The 19,549-nt window shown below is 65.4% G+C and carries 15 protein-coding genes and 1 pseudogene; 11 read left to right on the top strand and 5 right to left on the bottom strand.

The window, feature by feature from the left end:
* The first annotated feature begins 25 nt into the window (after nucleotides 1-25).
* Nucleotides 26-835 (top strand): fumarylacetoacetate hydrolase family protein, encoded by an 810-nt coding sequence (locus MPARV_RS0102865; protein ID WP_202948801.1) that lies wholly within the window; start codon nucleotides 26-28, stop codon nucleotides 833-835.
* A gap of 73 nt (nucleotides 836-908) precedes the next feature.
* Here MPARV_RS0102865 and MPARV_RS22085 read toward each other — a convergent pair whose 3' ends face one another.
* Nucleotides 909-1,733 carry a transglycosylase family protein gene (locus MPARV_RS22085; RefSeq protein ID WP_202948800.1) on the bottom strand — a complete coding sequence of 275 codons (825 nt, stop codon included), beginning with the start codon at nucleotides 1,731-1,733 and terminating at the stop codon, nucleotides 909-911.
* Nucleotides 1,734-2,052: 319 nt separating this feature from the next.
* Between MPARV_RS22085 and ku the strand changes: the two genes are divergently transcribed.
* The 3 genes from ku (at nucleotide 2,053) to MPARV_RS0102845 (ending at nucleotide 5,290) form a co-directional block, all read left to right on the top strand.
* Nucleotides 2,053-2,889: a non-homologous end joining protein Ku gene (ku, locus tag MPARV_RS0102855; protein WP_031277120.1), complete on the top strand. Its 837-nt coding sequence runs from the start codon at nucleotides 2,053-2,055 to the stop codon at nucleotides 2,887-2,889.
* A 9-nt stretch (nucleotides 2,890-2,898) separates the two neighbouring features.
* On the top strand, nucleotides 2,899-3,819 hold the full coding sequence (ligD, locus tag MPARV_RS0102850; RefSeq protein WP_020377164.1) for a non-homologous end-joining DNA ligase: 921 nt from the start codon (nucleotides 2,899-2,901) through the stop codon (nucleotides 3,817-3,819).
* Between the two features lie 76 nt (nucleotides 3,820-3,895).
* Complete coding sequence (locus tag MPARV_RS0102845; protein WP_020377163.1) at nucleotides 3,896-5,290, top strand: ATP-binding protein; 1,395 nt, start codon at nucleotides 3,896-3,898, stop codon at nucleotides 5,288-5,290.
* Nucleotides 5,291-5,299: 9 nt separating this feature from the next.
* Here the strand turns inward: MPARV_RS0102845 and MPARV_RS0102840 are convergent, their stop codons facing one another.
* The 3 genes from MPARV_RS0102840 to MPARV_RS24495 form a co-directional block, all read right to left on the bottom strand.
* The gene (locus MPARV_RS0102840) at nucleotides 5,300-5,719 is read right to left on the bottom strand and encodes a PIN domain-containing protein (RefSeq protein WP_051011920.1); all 420 of its coding nucleotides are present in this window, start codon (nucleotides 5,717-5,719) and stop codon (nucleotides 5,300-5,302) included.
* Nucleotides 5,716-5,970 (bottom strand): type II toxin-antitoxin system Phd/YefM family antitoxin, encoded by a 255-nt coding sequence (locus MPARV_RS0102835; RefSeq protein WP_020377161.1) that lies wholly within the window; start codon nucleotides 5,968-5,970, stop codon nucleotides 5,716-5,718. Before MPARV_RS0102835 ends, MPARV_RS0102840 begins: the two co-directional genes overlap by 4 nt.
* A 168-nt stretch (nucleotides 5,971-6,138) precedes the next feature.
* Nucleotides 6,139-6,279: a hypothetical protein gene (locus MPARV_RS24495; protein ID WP_020377160.1), complete on the bottom strand. Its 141-nt coding sequence runs from the start codon at nucleotides 6,277-6,279 to the stop codon at nucleotides 6,139-6,141.
* A gap of 186 nt (nucleotides 6,280-6,465) precedes the next feature.
* On the opposite strand from MPARV_RS24495, the gene MPARV_RS0102825 reads away from it, so the two are divergent.
* The 5 genes and pseudogenes from MPARV_RS0102825 to MPARV_RS25930 all read left to right on the top strand — a co-directional run.
* Nucleotides 6,466-7,980: a hypothetical protein gene (locus MPARV_RS0102825; RefSeq protein WP_020377159.1), complete on the top strand. Its 1,515-nt coding sequence runs from the start codon at nucleotides 6,466-6,468 to the stop codon at nucleotides 7,978-7,980.
* Between the two features lie 57 nt (nucleotides 7,981-8,037).
* Complete coding sequence (locus MPARV_RS0102820) at nucleotides 8,038-9,948, top strand: hypothetical protein (protein ID WP_020377158.1); 1,911 nt, start codon at nucleotides 8,038-8,040, stop codon at nucleotides 9,946-9,948.
* A 227-nt stretch (nucleotides 9,949-10,175) separates the two neighbouring features.
* Complete coding sequence (locus MPARV_RS0102810) at nucleotides 10,176-11,027, top strand: hypothetical protein (RefSeq protein WP_020377156.1); 852 nt, start codon at nucleotides 10,176-10,178, stop codon at nucleotides 11,025-11,027.
* Between the two features lie 148 nt (nucleotides 11,028-11,175).
* Nucleotides 11,176-11,481: a nucleotidyltransferase family protein gene (locus tag MPARV_RS0102800; RefSeq protein WP_172636546.1), complete on the top strand. Its 306-nt coding sequence runs from the start codon at nucleotides 11,176-11,178 to the stop codon at nucleotides 11,479-11,481.
* A 73-nt stretch (nucleotides 11,482-11,554) separates the two neighbouring features.
* Nucleotides 11,555-11,815, top strand: a pseudogene (locus MPARV_RS25930) (HepT-like ribonuclease domain-containing protein); the annotation flags it as partial.
* Between the two features lie 205 nt (nucleotides 11,816-12,020).
* Here the strand turns inward: MPARV_RS25930 and metH are convergent.
* Nucleotides 12,021-15,584, bottom strand: coding sequence for a methionine synthase (gene metH, locus MPARV_RS0102790; protein WP_020377152.1), 3,564 nt, complete (start codon nucleotides 15,582-15,584; stop codon nucleotides 12,021-12,023).
* A 271-nt stretch (nucleotides 15,585-15,855) separates the two neighbouring features.
* Between metH and MPARV_RS0102785 the strand changes: the two genes are divergently transcribed.
* Both MPARV_RS0102785 and MPARV_RS20695 read left to right on the top strand, forming a co-directional pair.
* On the top strand, nucleotides 15,856-16,350 hold the full coding sequence (locus tag MPARV_RS0102785) for a hypothetical protein (protein WP_012230245.1): 495 nt from the start codon (nucleotides 15,856-15,858) through the stop codon (nucleotides 16,348-16,350).
* 1 nt (nucleotide 16,351) lies between these two features.
* Nucleotides 16,352-19,522 carry an S-layer homology domain-containing protein gene (locus MPARV_RS20695; RefSeq protein WP_020377150.1) on the top strand — a complete coding sequence of 1,057 codons (3,171 nt, stop codon included), beginning with the start codon at nucleotides 16,352-16,354 and terminating at the stop codon, nucleotides 19,520-19,522.
* Nucleotides 19,523-19,549 lie beyond the last annotated feature (27 nt).

Below are 19,549 nucleotides of genomic sequence, written 5' to 3'. Positions count from 1 at the left end.
CAGAGCAGGGGTACTTGTGCGGTTGGTGCGGTTTGCGACGGCGGAGGGTCGCCTCGGTGTCGGCATGCTGGACGGCGAGGACGTCGTCGAGGTGGTGCACGCCACCGACCGTGTGCCACTGGGTGAACGCGTTCAGGCAACAGACCGGTTGCTGGACCGGTCGCAGGTGTGCCTGTTGGCGCCGATCGCCCGGCCACCCAAGTTTTTGGCCATTGGCAAGAACTACGTTGCACACACCGCTGAGATGGGCATGCCCGCCCCCGATGCGCCGCTGTTTTTCAACAAGCAGAGCACCTGCGTGATCGGCCCCACGGACGACATCTGGGCGCCCCAGGATGCCCCCTCGTTGGACTACGAGGGGGAACTTGGCGTGGTGATCGGCCGTCGCGTGCGACGTGTGGGGGCTGACGAGTCGATGGAAGCGGTCGCCGGGTACCTGGTTGTCAACGACGTGTCGGTTCGGGAGTGGCAACGCCGAAGTCCCACCTTCACCCTGGGTAAAAGCTTCGATACCCACGGCCCCATTGGCCCGTGGGTGCTCACGCGGGACGAGGTGCCCGCCCCGCAGGATCTGCGCCTGCGCACCTGGGTCAACGGAGAGTTGCGCCAGGACGGCTCGACGAGCGAGATGGTGGTGCCCATCGCCGAGCAGATCGCGTACCTGTCACAGTCGACCACGCTCGAGGTGGGCGACGTGATCACCACCGGCACCCCTGCCGGTGTCGGCGCGGGGTTCGACCCGCCCCGGTGGCTGGTGCCGGGCGACGTCGTCAGGGTGGAGATCGACGGGGTTGGTGCGATCGAGAACCGCGTGGTCTCAGAACCTGGTAGGTGAGCCGGAGGCGCCCGAGGTTTGGGCCCAGATTGGTCAGCCTCGCCGCAGTGCTTGTGCGCGCAACCCAGATTGGTTAGCGGAGACCGATCTTGCGGGAGCATGCTGGCCAGGCGCCCCAGCCCTGCTTGGCCTGCACCCGCTTGGCGATCTCGATCTGCTGAGCGGGGCTGTTGTCGTTTGGCAACCCTTGGCCGCCGTAGGAGCGCCAGGTCCCCAGGTTGAACTGCAGACCGCCGTAGTAGCCGTTGCCGCTGTTGATGGCCCAGTCGCCGCTGGACTCGCATTGGGCCAGTGACACCCAGGGCTCGCCGACGGGAGCGGAGGCCGAGGCGGCTGCCGCATCGTTTTTGGCCTTGGCGGCGTCCATCCATGTCTTCGTATCGGCCGCCTGCTTGGCGTCGGCGGCCTGTTGGGCTGTGGCGGCCAGTTCCGCCTCGGATGGGCCGGTGGATGGCGCTGGAGCGGCCGGTTCGCTCGCACGGGTGGTGGTCGGCGTGGCAACTTCCTCCCGATCCGCGGCCAGTTCGGCCGCCTTCTCGGCTTTGGCCGCTGCCTTGGCCTTGGCGATGCGGTCGGCCGACGTGGCCTTCACCTCGGCTGCCTTCTGTTCGGCGGCCTGCTTGGCGGCCTCGGCATCGGCGGCACGCCGGCGACTCTCCAGTTCTGCGGCTGCAACACGAAGGTCTGATGCCACCTCGGTGCTCTTGACGGCCCGCTCGAACAGGGCGTCGGCCCGCTCGGTTCGCTCGGCACTCGCCTTGGCCTGTTGGGCGTCCGCCACTCGGCCGGCGTTCTTGTGAACCTCGGCCGTGGGTTGCGCCTCGGCGCTTCCGGCGTCGGTGGCGGTCAGATCGGTGACCACCGCCATGCCGACGAGCCCGAGGCACAAGGCGGCCACGCCGGCCACCAGGCGGGTTCGTATCACAGTCTCGGTGCCATGCGAGGCGCCGCGGTTTCGTGATGGGCGGCTTCGGATGGGGTCCAAGGGACGACTCCGTGGTCTGGGGGGAGGGGGGCGGAAGGTCTCAAGCGGCTCGTGCGCCATTGCACCAGGGGAGGCCGTCCGGGTGGTGGAGGAACACAGATAGTTGCGCATCCGTAACCATTTCGCAATATGACGGTCGTCACGTGCCATCGCGTCGCCTGGGCAAAGCATGCGCCTGACCGTCGCCAGGTCGCGGTAACCTGACCGGTCTCGGGTGCGAGCTGGGAGTGCCATGCCACGCGCAATTTGGAGCGGATCAATCAGTTTTGGGCTCGTCTCGATCCCCGTGAAGCTGTTCTCGGCGGTGTCGGAGCAGTCGGTGCGGTTCAACCAACTCGATGGTCGCAACAATGCCCGGGTGCGCCAGCGGCGGGTCAACGAGGCCACCGGCGAGGAGGTGCCGCACTCCGAAATCGTCAAGGGCTACGAGTTGGGTTCCGGCCGCTGGATCACGATCACCGACGACGATCTGGCGCAGTTGATGCCCGAACAGAACCGGCTGATCGAGCTGGAGGAGTTCGTCGATCTCGACGAGATCGACCCCGTCTACTACTCAGGCAGCTACTGGCTGGGCCCCGCTGATGCCGCCAAGCCGTATGCGCTGCTGGCCACGGCGTTGCACCAGTCGAACAAGGTCGGCCTCGGCCGCTTCGTTCTGCGTTCCAACCAGCACCTGGCCGTCGTGCGGTCGGTGGAGGGGTGCCTCATGTTGTCGCTGATGGTGTGGGCCGACGAGGTGAACCCGCCCGAGGCCATTCCCGGCATGGACAAGGCCGCCGACGTGGAGCTCAACGACAAGGAGTTGGCGATGGCCACGTCGCTCATCGAGTCGTTGACCGAGACCTTCGAGCCCGAGAAGTACCACGACACCTATCGCCAGGCGGTGCTCGAGTTGATCGACCGCAAGGCCGATGGTGAGGAGGCGCCGGTGCCGGCACCGGCCGATGATCGCGACGACACGGTGGTCGACCTGATGGCGGCGTTGGAGGCCAGCGTTGCGGCGGCCAAGAAATCGCGCAGGCCGAAAGACGTCGAGGCGGAGGACCAGCCCGCCGCCGAGTCGGCGTAGGCGTTCTCCGTGGGGGACTCGGGCACGGCGGCCCCGTCGTCGCAGACGGTCGATGTCGACGGGCGCCACCTGAAGGTGTCCAATCTGGACAAGGTGCTCTATCCACTCACCGGCACCACCAAGGCCGACCTGATCGGCTACTACGTCGCCATTGCGCCGACGATGTTGCCGCATCTGGCCGGACGGGGGGTCACGCTGGTGCGCCATCCCAACGGGGTGGGGGAGCCGGGTTTCTTCGAAAAGCGTTGCCCGTCGCATCGGCCCGACTGGCTGGACACCGTCGACGACCCCGGCGACAAGCGAGGTGCCATCGCCGCCTGTGCGCTCGACGAACCCGCGGCCTTGGTGTGGACCGCCAACCTGGCCGCCCTCGAACTGCACACCCACATGGCGCTCGGCGACGACCTCGACACCCCCACGATGTTGGTCCTCGACCTTGACCCCGGGCCGGACGTGGACCTGTCCGGCTGCTGCGAGGTGGCGCTGTGGTTGCGGGAGGTCCTCGACTCGGTCGATCTGATGGGGTTCGCCAAGACGTCCGGATCCAAGGGCATGCAGCTGTACGTGCCGCTCAACACGCCGCACGACTACGACCACACCTCCAGCTTTGCCCTCGCCATGGGTCAGCTGCTGGCCAAGCGGGAGCCCAAGCGGGTGCTCACCGAGATGACCAAGGCCAAGCGCAACGGCAAGGTGTTCATCGACTGGTCGCAAAACACCCGCCACAAGACCACCATCACGCCGTACTCCACGAGGGCCCGGGATCGGCCCACCGTGTCCACCCCCATCAGCTGGGACGAGGTGTCCGCCGGCGCCGAGGGCGAGCCGCTCAGCTTCGACATTCATGACGTGCCCGACCGCGTCGAAGAGTTCGGTGACCTCTTCGCCGACACCCTCACCCTCAAGCAGCACCTGCCCCAACGAGGCTGACCCGCCCCGATCCATAGTTATATAACTCCGGCGGGCCGTTGACGAAGTTATACAACTATGCAGAACCTCGCCTCCGATGCGGGTCCACGTCGACCTCACCTCGATCGAGGGCGTGGAGGTTGTCAGCGTCGAGGTGCCGGCCGCTCAGATGGTCACGGCCACCAACGGCGGCAAATACCTGCGGCGGGCGATGGGTGTGAAAGGTGAACCCGAGTGCATCCCCCAGGCTCCCCAGGAGGTGATCTCCCGAGCTGGCAGCATCGGCGAGCAGGACTTCTCCCATGCGGCAATGGCGTCGGCGACCATTGACGACCTGGAGTCCGAGGAGTTCGACCGCATGCGCCGGTTGGCCATGGCGGGCGGGGATGAGGTGCTCGCGACGCTGGCAGACGAGGAGATTCTCAAGGCGTTGAATCTGGTCACCAGGGCGGGCGAACTCACCGTTGGCGCCTTGCTGCCTTTCGGGAGCGAGGACTCCATCGGGCACTTCCTCCCGGCCCATGAGGTGGCGTTTCAGGAACTGGTCGGGTTGGAGATCAGGTCTCAATGGAGCGGTCGGGTGCCGTTGCTCAGAGCTATGGACGAGCTGGTCCAACGAGTCGCGGTGAGGGATCAGGAGGCGGAGGTCAACCTCGGCACCCAGCGAATTGGGCGGCCGCTGTTCGATCCCGTTGCCATCAGGGAGCTGATCGCCAACGCGTTGGTACATCGCGACTACGCCCGGCTCGGCTCGGTGCTGGTACAGATCTCCGATCACGTGTTGACCGTCTCGAATCCGGGTGGGTTCCCCCAGGGCGTGACCGTCGCCAACCTGCTGTCGACGCCGCCCACGCCCCGCAATCACACCTTGGCTGATGTCTTCAAGCGGGCGGGCCTGGTGGACCGCACCAGCCGCCGGGTCAACCGAGTCTTCGAACGCCAACTGCGAAACGGACGGCCGCCACCCGACTACTCCGATTCCACAGGGGAGTCCGTGGTGGTTCGGCTCGCGCCTGGCGACGATGCGTCCACGTTCGCAGCTGCGACATCGCTGGCGCGAGTGTGGGATGGCACCCTCTCGCTTGATGACTTGCGCGTGCTCTACGAGATCGAGCGGAACGGAAGCGTCTCAGTCAGCAGAACCGTCGATCTCCTCGGCGTCGAGGAAACCGCCGCAAGGCGGGTGCTTGCTCGATTGATTTATCAGCGCTTTGTCCAGATGACTCCTGATCGCTCGGCCGTTCGGTTTGCTGGCGGCATCGACGAGGGCGTACTGGGCCCGGGATCGTCCAACGGTCGGCCCAGCCGGGAGAGGATGGAAAAGCAGATCCGTCAGTTCGTGCAGAAAGACGGCTCAATCAGCCGCAGCCAAGCTGCGGAACTCTGCGAGATCGAGCCCGTCTTGGCTGGACAAGTTTTGCGGGATATGCGCGACGAGGGTCTGTTGGACATGGTGGGCGAACGTCGTGGGGCACGCTACGTGGCGCCGTGAGTGGCAGTCCTATACCTGGATGACGGCCAGTTCCTCGAGGTCGGGGAAGCCCGTGTTCTGGGTGACCACCGGCATGTCGTGTGCCATGGCTGTTGCGGCGATCCATGAGTCATTGATGCCCATGCGAAGTCCCTCATGAGTCAGGATGCTCCGAAGCCGAGCCCATTTCGCGGCAACCGCTTGGTCAATCGGCAACGGGTCCAGGGTGAGCGCCGTGGTCAACGTTTCCAAGCGGATGGCGCGGGTGGATATGTCAGAAGCGCTCAGTACACCCGATCGCAGCTCGCCGATCGTGATGATCGAAACGAGACTCGAAGGGGGAATGCGGGTCCGGTCGATGTGGCGACCGGTCTCCTCGGCAATAAAGATCGAGGTGTCGAACAGCCCGGCGGCTGCGGCGTCGTCACTGGCCGAGCCTTCGCTCGTCACCACCGCAGGTCGTCGGTGGTCTCGGCGCCCATCATCTCATCGAGTTCGATGGTCAGCTTGGGGTCGGCCTGAGTCGCCTCGATCATGTCGAGGAACACGTTGGAGTCAATCGATCGGGGGCGACTTCCCACGGGGGCCAACCGTGCCACGTCGCGTCCGTTCACGGTGATCGTGATCTCCTCCCCAGCCTCGACGCGTTCGAGGAGCGCCCTGGTTTGGTTTCGAAGCTCACGTGATGCAACCCGCGCCATGCGACAAGTGTAGCAACAATGCGACGTCCAGCTTGGCCAAGCGCTACCCCCCCGACTCCACAGCGGAATCCGGACGCCCTCCAGGTCGGGAGGCAAAGCATGGTCCAACGGCCCATCGGATCCGAGGGCAATCAAAACCGACGTGTCGACAACGCCCTGGTTGGCTGATCAGAACTCAAGGTCGTCGGTGGTCTCGGTACCGAGCAGATCTGTCAGCTCGTCCCTGAGCGCGGGGTCGGCCGGGTGGGGAAGCACCTCTCGAATGAGCTCCTCCCGAGCGAAGTACTTCGACCGCCGATCGACCGGCACCAGATATGCGACTTCACGCCTGTAGACCGGGACCGTGATCTCCTCACCTGCGTCAACGCGGTTGAGAAGTGCCGCGTGTGACTGCGAAGTTCTCCTGACGCGACCCGTGCCATGAAGCTAATGGAGCAATGCTGACGCACGTGGCCTCGCTACTTTTGGACGGTCGTGTGCAGGTACCGTGAGTGCGTGATTGATGGCGAGGGCGACGAGCAGCAGCGGGGCCTGGACGAACCGTCGCTGATCGGCCAGGAGACTCCCCAACGACCCGAGCGGCCATTCGCCAGGCCCGACCAGATAGAACTCGTCGAGGTTCTCGATGACGCGGTCATGCTCCGGCGCCTGGTGACCCTGGTGGGCTACATCGGGGATGGCCGCCCCGTGGACGAGATGGGCGACCTCACGCCGTATGACACCGATCAGCTGCGTCGATTGCTTGACATTGACGACCCGGTGGAGGGCCTGGCTGAGCAACTGGGGCATCTGCCCACCAGCGGGCTCCTTCCCAGCCTCAACTACGTGATCCAGGTGGCGCTGGTGGCAGGATTACTGAGGATCACCGCGGCGGTCGACATAGGCGACCTCGACGACGAGCGGGACCTGGACCTCGACTTGGAGGACCCGTTCGACGCGGCGATAGACGACGCCGACATCGTGCCGGGACCGCAGGCGCACCTTGCCGAGGGGGTGTCCTTGCAGCTGGCCGAGGTGGCCTTCCAGGCCATGTTGGAAGATGCGGGACCGACGACGGTCAGCGACGACTTCGACCCCCGCTACGGCTTTGCGTCGCTTGCCGAGGAAATCGACGCGATGGCGGTCAAGCTCCTCTTCTGGCTCGACCAGGACGACGGCCGACTCTTCGCCGTGGACGATCTCGCCACACGCGTCTGGCAGCTCCTCCAACGCGAACTCAACCTCGATGCGATCTCCGGATATGCCTTGGACGACCTCCGGCGCCTGGTCGTCAACGACGTCAGCCACCTGCTGCGCCGCTACGCCGAGCTGGGTGTCGTGTTCATCATCGACGAGTACGAGGTCGGGGACGGCGAGGGTCGGACGGGCGTCGAGGGCGGTCGGGTTGGGCTCGAGCCTTTGGGTCGCTGGCTGCTCCTCCGACTCGCGGCAGAGGTCTTGGGCACACGGGGAACGGCGGAGGACTTCGTCAACCTTGGCGCCGCCGACATGTTGCGGGCGGCAGCCGACCTGCCTGGCGCCCAGGTTGAGGCCCGCATCGATGGGTGGCTTGATGCCACCGGCGAGGGCGCTGCGGAGGCCCTGGTCGAGGCTTGGTCTGTCGTGTCGTCCGTTGAGCGACGCTTGGCCTATCACACCCTGTTGCGCCTTGGGTCCGACCGAGCGCCAAGCCCGAGCCGGATGGAAGAACTGGGTCAGGCCGAGCTGGCCTTCGTCTACGGGGTTGACTCGGGCCAGGCGCCGCTGCGGGAAGTCGATCGCGCAGGTGACCCTGCGGGCTGGGTGGCGCTGGTGGCGACGGTCATCGAGCTGTTGGGATCGGCTGCCGCGATGGAATGGGCCGGAGCGAGCTCCGGATCCCTAGGCATCATCGTCATGTTGGAGCGAGCCTGGCGGGTGGGTGGCACCGATACCCCCTACGTGCTGGACACCATCGGGTCGAGCCACCCCGATAAGAAGACCGCAAAGGCCGCCCGCAAGGCGCTCTTCAAGCTCCGCTCGGCGGACTAGCCCTTGGATGAGCACTCACCCAAAGCCGGGTCGGCGGAGGGCCACTACCGTGCGCGGATGGCTCAAGGCAATGGGATCGACAATCGACAGCAGCGGGTGATCGATCGGCTGGTGCGCGAGTTCACCAAGCAGGAAGGCGATCGGCTCAGCGATGCTGTCGAGCGGCTGCTCGAGGTGAAATGTGACTTTTTGGGCGGCGCCCCCGACGATTGGGACCTCCGCGATGTCGCCGAGGTGCTGCTCGATCTTCACCCGGTCAACGTGATCCTTGAACCCGACGAGTTCCCTCAGGTCGTGCCAGCGGCCGCCGCTCTCATGAGGTTTCTGGCCGAGCGACACCCCAGCAGGGCCGAGATGTTCGAGACTGCCGCCGAGGGCGCAGAGCAGATGGCCGATCAGTTCGTCTCGGAGATGGCCGACGAACGCCTCTGGGCTGCTGAAAAACGTCTGTGGTCCCGCGCTCAGGCCGAGGGGGTCGACCTGGACGACCAGTTCGCCATGGACGAGTGGTTGGAAGAGTTCAGCCAGCGCCCTCGGGCTGAGCGCGACCGGGTACTCGGCACGCGGGGCATACCGATGTCTGGGTTGATGGCCCCCCGAATGGCCCCCACCGATGCGATTCCGGGGGGTGACGAGCTCACCCAGGCGCTCGACGATGCGGTCATGCTCCGCCAGCTCGTGGCGCTGGTGCGCTACGTCGGCGAATCAAGGGGGGTGGGGGAGATGGGCGAGTTCAGCTCGGAGGACACCTTCGAGCTGGTCCAGCTGCTCAACACCGGCGATCTGCAGGATCATTCCGGCGACCCCTCGGACGACGACGCGCCAGCCAGCGACCAGCTGGCAGGCCTCGATCTGATCTACCAGGTGGCGCTGCATGCCGACCTGTTGACGCTGACGGACCTGGGGGTGACGCTGGTTCCGGGCGCTCGGGCGAGTCTGGCGACCGAAGCGACGATCGAGCTGGCCGACGCGGTGTTCACTGCCATGCTCTTCGAGGCGGGCTCGGCTGGGTCGGGCGAACGCCACAGCCGTTACGGGTTCTCGTGGTTCGTCGACGAGGTCGACGAACGGATGTTGGGCCTGCTGCTCGACCTGTACGAGACCGAGACCCCGGTCGACGTCGACGAGTTCGGTCGCCACACCTGGGACCAGATCGAGGAGTCCTACGACTGGGAGAGCTTCTCCGAATCTGAGCGCTTCGACCCGGACAACCTGGACTTCTACAGCCAACTGGTTGTCGAGGACACCCGCTACGCGCTGGGCCGTTTCGCTGAGCTGGGGGTGGTGCGACTCGTTGATGCCAGCGCGACGACCGGCGCAGACACCACATCCGGAGGCCGAGTCGAACTCGACGTGTTGGGGAAGGTCTTGGTCCACCGCCTGGTGGCCGAGATGGCAGGGATTCCGTTGCCCGGCTCCCTCGAACATCTCAGCCCAGTCGAGCTACTCACTGCCGTGGCCAAGCTCCCCAACGACGCCGCTGTTGCCGAACTCGACAATTGGCTCGCCGTCGGTGATGAGACCGCCGTGGAGCGAATGATCGCGGCGATGGCAGAGGTGTCCCCGCCCCAACGTCATGGCGCCTACCACGCGTTGCTTCGTCTCGGCCCGAACGACGCTCCAACGTGTCAGCAGTTTGAAGCGGTTGGGCTCGACTTCATGGCGCTGGTCTACGGCGTAGATACCGGACGGTTCGACCCCAGTATTTTCGAGATGGGGAATGACCCCGAGTCTTGGGTCGAACTGCTGGCGACGGTAGCGGGCCTCTGGGGACCCGAGGTGGCTGCCACTGGGTGGGCGGAACAGGCCGCCGCCCCGGCTGGCCTCTCCGACATGCTGGACCGGGCATGGAGGGTTGGCGGTGACGACACCGAGCCGGCGATCGAGGCCATCGGGTCGAGCCATCCCGATAAGAAGGTCGCCAAGGCGGCCCGCAAGGCCCTCTTCAAGCTCCGCTCGGCCGGGTAGCGCCAGCCCCGACCGGTGACCTCCGGCGCACGTCACCGAGGTGTTGTTGTCCGTCTACCCGGGGCCAAGACGCAGTTCGTCTCGGCGATGTCCGACGAAAGCAACTGGGGTTTCGGGAAGCGCATGTGGACCACGGCAAGGCGGAAGGGGTGGTTCTAGGCGATCAGGCGTCGATGGATGCCTGGAAGGGGGAGTTCAACCAACGGCCCCGCGCTGAACGTGACTAGGTGCTGGGCCCCACCGCCTACCCGCCGGAGGCGATGGGAAAGCGTCCGCCGTTCCTCCCGGTGACCCTCCCCACCGACGACGAACTCGAGCAGGCGCTCACCAGGGCGCCGTTCCTCTACCAGCTGATCGGATTGGTCGACTACATCGGCAAGGGTAAGGCCCTGACCCAGACGGGCAACCTCAAGTTGGCCGACGGCATGGAACTGGTCGAGGTGTTGCGCACGGGCGACCGGGTCGACGAGTGGATCGGCGACAGGCAGTTCAAGACCCGCAGCAGCGCCGACCTGGGCGGCCTCGACCTCGTCTTCCAGGTGGCCATCGACGCCAAGTTGCTGAAACGCCCTCGCACGGGCAACAAGGTGGTGCCGGGGCCCAAGGCGCATCTGGCCAGGCAACCCACCCTCAAGTTGGCCGATGCGGCATTCCGGTCGCTGATCTTCGACGTGTGCCCGCCCCGAGACCTCAACCGCATCGATCCCTATGGCTTCGGCTGGTTCGCCGAGAGTCTCGATGAGCAACTGCCCGACATGCTGCTCTACCTCTGCGGCGAGCAGAACGACGAGGTGTCCGAGGTCTCCTCCGGCGGACAGGAGGTTTCCGGTGGCTGGGTGGAGATGGACGTGCTCGGTTGGTGGCTCGTGCACCGGTGGGCCGCCGAGGTGGCCGAGGCACCGGTCATCGGCGGGCTCCGCGACTCGGACGCCGCCGATCTGCCGGGGGCCGGCGCCGATCTGCCGGATGCGGAGGAGAGGGCGGAGATCGATCACTGGCTCTACGCCGGTGGCGAGTCGGCCGTCGGACGGCTGGCCGACGCCATGATCGATGCGGGCCTGGCGAGTCCCGGGCGATGACACCGAGACGGTCCTCGGCGCTATCGCATCGAGTCACCCCGACAAGTCGGTGGCCAAGGCCGCGCGCAAGGCCCTCTTCAAGCTCCGCTCGGCAAAGTAGCGGTCGAGTCGGCATCACGACGTGGCAGAATGACGACGAGGAGGCTCCGTGTCCGCGGTCCCGACTTTGGAGAGCCAAGCGATCGCCAAGCTGTGTCGAGCCCACGGCGTGAGTCGATTGGTGATCTTTGGTTCAGCCGTGAGAGGCGACTGGGACCCTGCGACCAGCGACCTGGACTTCTTGGTCGAGTTCCATCCATCGACCCCTTCGCTCTTCGACGCCTACTTCAATTTGAAGGACGGACTCGAGCAGCTTCTTGGGTCTCCCGTCGACCTCGTCATGGCTCGTGCCATGGAGAATCCCTACTTCGCCGACTCCGTGGCTGAGAACTCCCGAGTCATGTATGCAGCCTGACTCGCGAGCGCTCCTTTGGGACGCCATCCGGGCTGGCGAACTGATCGTGTAGTTCGTTGGCGAGTCGTCGCTCGATGACTACCTCAACGACGCAAAGACCCGATCAGCAGTTGAGCGGCAATTCGAGATCATCGGAGAGGCGTTGAACCAAATTTTCAAGGCGGACCCAGAGATGGCGAGTGAGATCCCCGACCTCCGCCGGATCGTCGCGTTTAGAAACGTCCTCATCCACGGGTACGCCAAGATCGACAGCGAGATCGTTTGGGAAGTTGTCGAGACCAGACTCGATGATTTGCTCGGTTGCCTTCGGTCGATCCTCCGTGACCAGGCCTAGGACGAGGCCTCAGACCTCAAGGAGTGGCTCGTCGGGCCATACCTTCGCCGTCAGCTCGTCGCCGTAGCGCATCGCGGCCGGGCAGGATTGCGTAGGCCAGGATTGGAGCGAGCTAATCGCGATCCGTCACGGACCTCTGCCTGAGGTGATTTCGGTGTGATTCGGGGGGTAGTGGCTGGGGTGGGTGTGCGGGAGAGAAGGCTTGTCACCGGGCGACGAAGTACTTGGCCCGGGGGTGGTGACAGATGATGGCCGACGTGGTCTGCTCGGGGTGGTATTGCCAGCCGGTGTCCTCGTTGCACTCGATACCGATCGACTCGGCGTCGAGAAGCTCGGCCAGGATGGCGTTGTCCTCCAGGTCGGGGCACGCGGGGTAGCCGAAGCTGTAGCGGCCGCTGCGGTACTTCTGGCGGAACAGACCGGTGAGTGCCGTGCGGTCTGGTGAGGACCCGTCCCACGCGGGGTCCTCGTCGGCGAAGCCCCACTCCTCGCGGATGCGACGGTGCCAGCGCTCGGCCAGCGCCTCTGCCATTTCGACGCCCAGCCCATGCAGGTACAGGTATTCGGTGTAGTTGTTGGCGGCGAACAGCTCGGCAGTGCGCTCGGACACCTTGGAACCCATCGTGACGATTTGAGCGGCCAGGTAATCGGGTTCACCTGAGTCGACCGACCGGAAGAAGTCGGCGATGCACAGGTAGGGCTCCTTGTGCTGACGGGGCAGCTTGAAGCGCGCCCGCTCGGTATTGCGATTCTCGTCGGTCCAGACCACCACGTCGTTCCCGTCACCGTTGACGGGGAAGTACCCATAGGCCACTGTGGGCACCAGCAGGTCGTCCTCACGGGCCTTGGCGAGTTCCTCACGGAACCTCGAACGCAGCCTGTCCTTAAACGCCACGTCGTCCTCGCCCGTCTCGGGACGGAACTGCCACTGATTGCGATACAGGGTGGTCTCGTTGATCCAGGTGGCGATCTCGTCGATCGGGATCCCTTTGATCACCCGGGTGCCGAGGAACGGGGGCATGAACACGTGGTTGTCGGTGGCAACGTCGGGAGAGCGGGCCGGGAGGTCCGCGGGCGCCTGGACGGTGGTCTCGCCTGCCCGAGCGGCCATGCGCTCGGACAGGCCGGGAATCTCACGACCGCCGGGCTCGATGCCCCACGTCTTGTCGTCCTCCTGCTCGCCCTCGGCCTTGATCTTCATCAGCCGGTCCATCGTGTGCAGGCCTTCGAAGGCGTCCTTGCCGTAGAACAAGCGGCCGGGATGGTTCTCGCGAAGATCCCGCTCGACGTAGGCCCGGGTGAGGGCCGCACCGCCGAGCATCACCGGAATGTGTTCGAGGTCGCGGGAGGTCAGCTCGAGCAGGTTGTCGCGCATGACCAGCGTGGACTTCACCAGCAGGCCCGACATGCCGATGGCATCGGCCTTGGTCTCCAACGCTTTGTCGATCATCTCGGTGATCGGCACCTTGATGCCCATGTTGTGCACCGTGTAGCCGTTGTTGGTGAGGATGATGTCCACCAGGTTCTTGCCGATGTCGTGCACGTCGCCCTTGACGGTGCCCAACACGATCGAGCCCTTGCCGGTGTCGTCCTCGGCGGTCTCCATGTGCGGCTCGAGGTGCGCCACCGACGCCTTCATCGTCTCGGCTGACTGCAACACGAACGGCAGCTGCATCTCACCGGCACCGAAGCGTTCGCCGACGATCTTCATGCCGGCCAGCAGGATGTCGTTGATGATCGACAGGGGGGCGATGCCCTGAGCCATTGCTTTGTCGAGGTCGTCGGTGAGGCCCTCCTTGTCGCCGTCGATGATGCGGTGGCTGAGGATGTCCTCCAGCGTCCAGTCGGTCCGGTCTTCGACGACCGCCTCGGCTGCGTTGACATCGCTGAACACCTCGAGCAGTTTCACCAGCGGGTCGTAGTCCTTGTCGCCCTCGGACAGCGTGCCCTCGGTGCCCCGACGGTTGTAGATGAGGTCGAGCGCCACCTCCTTCTGCTCCTCGGGGATCTTCGCCAACGGCATGATGCGGGCGGCGTGCACGATGGCCGAGTCCAACCCGGCCTTGACGCACTCGTTGAGGAACACCGAGTTGAGGACGTGCCGGGCGGCGGGGTTGAGGCCGAAGCTGACGTTGGACACGCCAAGCGCCGTGTGCACGCCGGGCAGCTCCTCCTTGATGCGGCGAATCGCGTTGATCGTGGCCATGGCGTCCTCGCGCAGGTCGTCGTCGCCGGTGGACAGCGGGAAGGTGAGCGCATCGAAGATCAGGTCGGAGGACTCCAGCCCGTAGCGGTTGATCGCCAGGTCGTGGATGCGGTGGGCGATCGCCACCTTCCAGTCGACATCGCGGGCCTGGCCCTTCTCGTCGATCAGCAGGCAGATCACTGCGGCGCCGTACTGACCGGCCAGCTTCATCACCCGGTCGAGGCGTGAGCCCTCGGCCTCGCCGTCCTCCAGGTTGGCCGAGTTGAGGATGGCCCGGCCGCCCATCCATCGCAGCCCGGCCTCCATCACCTCGGGCTCGGTGGAGTCGAGCACCAGGGGCGCGGTCGACTGTGTGGCGAAGCGGCTGGCGATCTCCTCCATGTCGGCGACCCCGTCGCGGCCGACGTAGTCGACGCACACGTCCAGGACGTGGGCGCCCTCCTTCACCTGGTCCTTGGCCATCTTCACGCAGGTGTCCCAGTCGCCTTCAAGCAGGGCCTCGCGGAACCGCTTGGAGCCGTTGGCGTTGGTGCGCTCGCCGATGATCAGGAAGCTGGCGTCCTGCTCGAAGGGCACCAGGCTGTAGATCGACGTGGCGCCGGGCTCGAACTCGCCGGGCTTCCAGGTGGCGGGCCGCCCGCCGACCGCCTCGGCCAGCTGACGGATGTAGTCCGGGGTGGTGCCGCAGCAGCCGCCGACGATCGTGACGCCCAGCTCCTCGACGAAACGGGTCTGGTGCTCGACGAACTGCTCGGCGGTCAGGTCGTAGTGCATCTTGCCGTCGACCACCGAGGGCAACCCGGCATTGGGCATGACCACGATGGGCACACGACTGTTTTGGGACAGGTGACGGACGTGCTCGGCCATCTCCACCGGACCGGTGGCGCAGTTGATGCCGATGACGTCGGGACCCATCGCATCGAGTGCCACGAGCGCCGCCGAGATCTCGGTGCCCGGCAGCATGCGGCCGGTGAGCTCGATGGTGACCTGCACCTGGATGGGCACCTCACGGCCCACCTCGGCCATGGCATCGCGGCAGGCGGCCATGGCGGCCTTGGCGCCCAGGAGGTCGAATTGGGTCTCGATGACGAACAGGTCGACCCCACCCTCCAACAAGCCCAAAGCAGATGGGTAGTAGCTGGCCCGCAGATCCTCGTAGCTGATGTTGCCCAAGGTGGCGAATTTGGTGCCGGGCCCCATCGACCCACCGACCCATCGGGGCTTCTTGGGTGTGGAGAATTCGTCGGCGGCGGCGCGGGCCAGCTGCGCCGACTTCAGCGACAGCTCGTGGGCCCGCTCGGGCATGTCGTACTCGGCCAGCGGCACACCGAAGGCGCCGAAACTGTTGGTCTCGATAACGTCGGCACCCGCCTCCAAATACTCGCGGTGCATCTGGGAGATCAACTCTGGACGGGTATCGCAGAGGATTTCGTTGCAGCCCTCCAGCGCCTCGCCGCCGAAGTCGTCCGGCCCCAGCTCATGAGCCTGTAACCAAGTTCCCGACGCGCCATCGAAGATCACCACGCGCTCGCGAACTGCCGACAGGTAAGAAGACTGGGTCATAGGGCGTCAAGGTTACCGTCCAAGGGCGGAAATCCGAATTGCGCGGTCGGACCCAAACGACCCTTGGAGCCGCCACGACGGCCTCTGCCGACGGGCGAATGCTCGGCGGCCTTGAGGCAGAAGGTGAAGTTGGCACACTTTCGGGGTGTACACGAACGAAGGGTTTCGTAGAATCTCTCGTGAGGTGGCTGGCCCAGCGACGGTTGTCACAGCGACGATTTTCAGCGAGGGCTGGCCCAGCGACGGTGCGTCGAACACCCGAGGAGAGAACATGGAGCTCAATGAGAAGCGGCCGGGGACGGCGGGTTCCGCCAAGAACTCCGGATTGCATCGCACAGTGTTGAGGTCCCGATCGGTTCGCTTGGCGGTCGTGGGCGCTGCGTTCGCGCTGCTGCTTGGATCATGTGGGTGTGCTGCCGTGCCGCCTCCGCCGAAACCCAAGCCACCGGCGTCGGGCTCGGCTCAGGTGTGTTTCGGCGCCTGGAACAACATCGGGTACGGAGCCTTCTGGGGCAGCTACACCGGTCCTGTCAACGTCGATGCATGGATCAAGGGACAGTCGTCACAGGTGACCACCGTGGAGACCAATAGCAGGGGCTGCGTCAACATGGCGCTGATCGCCGGCTACTCCTGGCGGTTTCGGGTGTACAGCCACCAATCCAATTCGTACTGGGTCGGCTCCTCCGAGTGGAAGTACGTGAGGGCGGGTGGCCGCTACGACTACGGCACGGTTCCGGTGGACATCATCTACGACGGAGGAAGCTGACATGGCAGGGAGATGCGCCAACCGCAGACGGCATCGCAACATCGTTGGGGCGTGCATCGCCGCACTGGTCATCGCAGGCTCGGTGGTCGCCCAGACGAGGCCTGCCGGTGCAGCAGTGCCGACGATCTCGGTTGTGTCGTCCATGCAGCAGGTGCGACCCACTCAGACCCTGTCGCCTACACCGGGGTCGGTTTCGCTCACATCTGCCCGCAACGAGGTCGAGTCATTTCAGATAGTCGTTCAGGGCCCCGCAACCAATGTTTCGTTGTCGGGCGACCTATTTGGCTGGGGTACCACGGGGCGATATCGCATGGCCTATAACGACGTCGTCGAGCCATCGGACGGCGAAGGGGCTGTCGGCCGCTGGGGTGATGCGCTGATTCCCGAGGTCGACCAGCTGTATTCGCAGAACCGCAACGCCTTCCCTTTCGACGTGCCGTCCGGGGAAAACCGGGTGATCTGGGTTGACGTGTTCGTGCCGACCACCGTGGGTTCGGGAGTGTTTGCCGACTCGCTGACACTGTCCGCCAACGGCACCTCGACCCAGGTGGCAGTGACGCTGGAGGTGCTCAACCTCACGATTCCGGCCACCTCCAGCCTGCGCAGTGCGTTTTACCTGAACTATCAGAGCGGCAGCGACGATTCGATCTGCCGCGCCCACACGGGTACAAACAACTGTGGCGGCGATGCCACACTGCGCCGGACGCTGTACTCGATGTACTCCCGTCTGGCGCTGGACAACCGGACGACGCTGGCCAACGGTTCGGGGTTGCGGGCCGATCAGAACCCGGCGAACTACCTCACAGCAGAGTGGGAGAACCTCATCGAGGGCCCCACCATCCGTGGAACGGGGGCCGTGCCGGCCGGTGCCAAGTGGCGGTTGGGGAATGCCCAGGCCACCACGGTGTCGCAATACGCCTACCGGGATTGGCACTGTCGCACCGCGTGCGCCAACGCCTGGGAGGCAGAGGCCACCGAGGCCGGACAGGACTTCTCGAACAAGTTTGTTTGGTACGGATGCGATGAGCCGAACGACTCGGCCACGGAGTGGGCCACGTGCGCTCCGTTTGCGAACGAGGCCAAGACCGCTTGGAATCGCCCCTCGATGGTGACCGCCACGATCGGCCAACTCAACGCCAGGGCGGGCCCGGCGGGCATGCCGGACACGGGCATCCTGGTGCCGCCGCTCAACCGAATTCACGATAAGCCGGGCCAGCTGCTGGCAGGCGACCAGAGGCCGACCTACAACGCCTTTCTGGGTACTCCCGGCCGGGAGCTCTGGCTCTATGCCTCGTGCTTGTCTCATGGGTGCGGCGGCGACACCTTTGGCAGCCCGATCAGCTATTGGGATGGTTGGCCCGGTTACGCCGTGGATGCGCCGGCCGTGCAGTCACGGGCCATGAGTTGGATGGCCTGGCGTTATGACGCAACCGGTGAGCTGTACTGGTCGGTCAATGCGCGCCTCGACTCGGCCTTCTCCTCGGGTGGGTTGTTTGAGAGCGGGGCCAACGGCGACGGCACCCTCTTTGCGCCGGGCACCGTGGCCAACATCGGTGGTACCAACGCCATCCCGCTGGAGACGGTTCGACTCAAGCGCATACGCGACGGTCGTGAGGACTACGAGTTGATGAAGTGGCTTGACGGCCATGGTCGAGGGGCCGATGTCGACGCCGTGGTGGACACCGCGTTCCCCACCGCCTACTCGGCGACGTCGGTCAAGGACGGCACCGGGTCGGCATCGTTGCTGTCGGCCCGCGACTCGCTGCTGGCCCTGGCCCGATCCGAGCTGGGTGCTGAGACGACCGCCGACGTCGCGTTCTCCTCCGATCGGGACGGCAACCTTGAGCTGTACACGATGGAGGATGATGGCGGGGTCCAGACCCGGCTCACCGACGATCCGGCCGCCGATCGGTTCCCCGCATGGAGCCCTGACGGGCAGCGCATCGCCTGGACGAGAGGTAGCGACCTGTGGGTAATGGCCGCCGATGGCACCAGCCCGGTGAACCTCTCGGAAGGTATTGCGGACACGCTCTCCAAACCCGCTTGGAGCAAGGACGGCTCGCAGTTGGTGTTCGTCCGCCGCACTGGCGGGCACGACGAGATTTGGCGCATGAACGCCGACGGCGGCGGTATCGCTGCGGTGGTCACGTTCGCCGCTGCAGGAGCGAACTCATATGACCCGACGGTGAACGCCTCGGACGTGGTGTTCTACTCGCATGCCGGTGACCTGTATCGGGTGAACCTGAGCGGTACCGGCAGGACGCCGGTGCTGACGGGCACCACTGTGGACGAGGTCCCGGACCTGGGCAACGGCGGCAAGCGCATGGCCTTCAGCCGTTCCAATACCGGCGCCACACCGTACGACGTGTTCACCAGTCGTCTCGACGGCACTGATCGTCACAACCTCACCGCAACTTCGGCAGGAGGAGCCGGAGTCAATGACCTCCACGCCTCATTTTCACCCGATGACCTGCGGCTGGTCTTTGTGTCGTTCGTTGGAGGTGACGCCGAGATCTGGCGGATCGGTGCCGATGGTCTGGGTGCCGGTGCACTCACCAGCAACACCGCGGGCGATATGGACCCGGACTGGCGAACCATGTCCCCGCCGACCCCGGCCTATCCGTGCCTGACCAATCCCCCTGGGCCGCCGCACGGGTTTGGTGACGTTGCGGCCGGTGCCTACTACTCGGATTCGGTGGCTTGGCTGGTGTCGTCGGGTATCACCTCCGGCGTGGGCCCCGGCATGTTCGGGCCGTCGCAGCAGGTCACTCGCGCGCAGATGGCGGCCTTCCTGTGGAAGGTCGTGTGCTCGCCAACACCCGCACAGCGCCACACCTTTGGCGATGTGTCGACCAACGCCTATTACGACCAGGCCGTGTCGTGGCTGGTGGGAGCGGGGGTCACGGGCGGAACCGGCCCGGAGACCTACTCGCCTGCTCAGCCGGTGACACGCGGGCAGATGGCCACGTTCCTCTGGAAACTCGCCGGAAGCCCCCCGCCCTCGCAAACCAACTCATTTGGGGACGTGTCGCCAAGCGCCTACTACAGCCAAGCGGTGTCGTGGCTGACCGAGGCGCAGATCACCTCCGGCGTCGCCCCGGGGATGTTCGGCCCGAACCTCAAGTTGAATCGATGGCAAATGGCGGTGTTCCTCGACCGCTACGCCAACTGAGGTCGGCAGGGGTCGCGTCGTCGGTAG

It is taken from the genome of Candidatus Microthrix parvicella Bio17-1 (assembly GCF_000299415.1).
In the GTDB taxonomy this organism is placed as follows: domain Bacteria; phylum Actinomycetota; class Acidimicrobiia; order Acidimicrobiales; family Microtrichaceae; genus Microthrix; species Microthrix parvicella.
Note: the sequence above shows the minus strand (reverse complement) of the source record. Positions and strands in the feature narration are given on the sequence as shown.

Bases quoted from the DNA above. Each gene is read 5' to 3' on its own strand.
- ku (WP_031277120.1), top strand. From the start codon at position 2,053: ATGCCACGCGCAATTTGGAGCGGATCAATCAGTTTTGGGCTCGTCTCG.
- MPARV_RS0102845 (WP_020377163.1), top strand. From the start codon at position 3,896: ATGCGGGTCCACGTCGACCTCACCTCGATCGAGGGCGTGGAGGTTGTC.
- MPARV_RS0102835 (WP_020377161.1), bottom strand. From the start codon at position 5,970: ATGGCGCGGGTTGCATCACGTGAGCTTCGAAACCAAACCAGGGCGCTC.
- MPARV_RS0102820 (WP_020377158.1), top strand. From the start codon at position 8,038: ATGGCTCAAGGCAATGGGATCGACAATCGACAGCAGCGGGTGATCGAT.
- metH (WP_020377152.1), bottom strand. From the start codon at position 15,584: ATGACCCAGTCTTCTTACCTGTCGGCAGTTCGCGAGCGCGTGGTGATC.
- MPARV_RS0102785 (WP_012230245.1), top strand. From the start codon at position 15,856: ATGGAGCTCAATGAGAAGCGGCCGGGGACGGCGGGTTCCGCCAAGAAC.
- MPARV_RS20695 (WP_020377150.1), top strand. From the start codon at position 16,352: ATGGCAGGGAGATGCGCCAACCGCAGACGGCATCGCAACATCGTTGGG.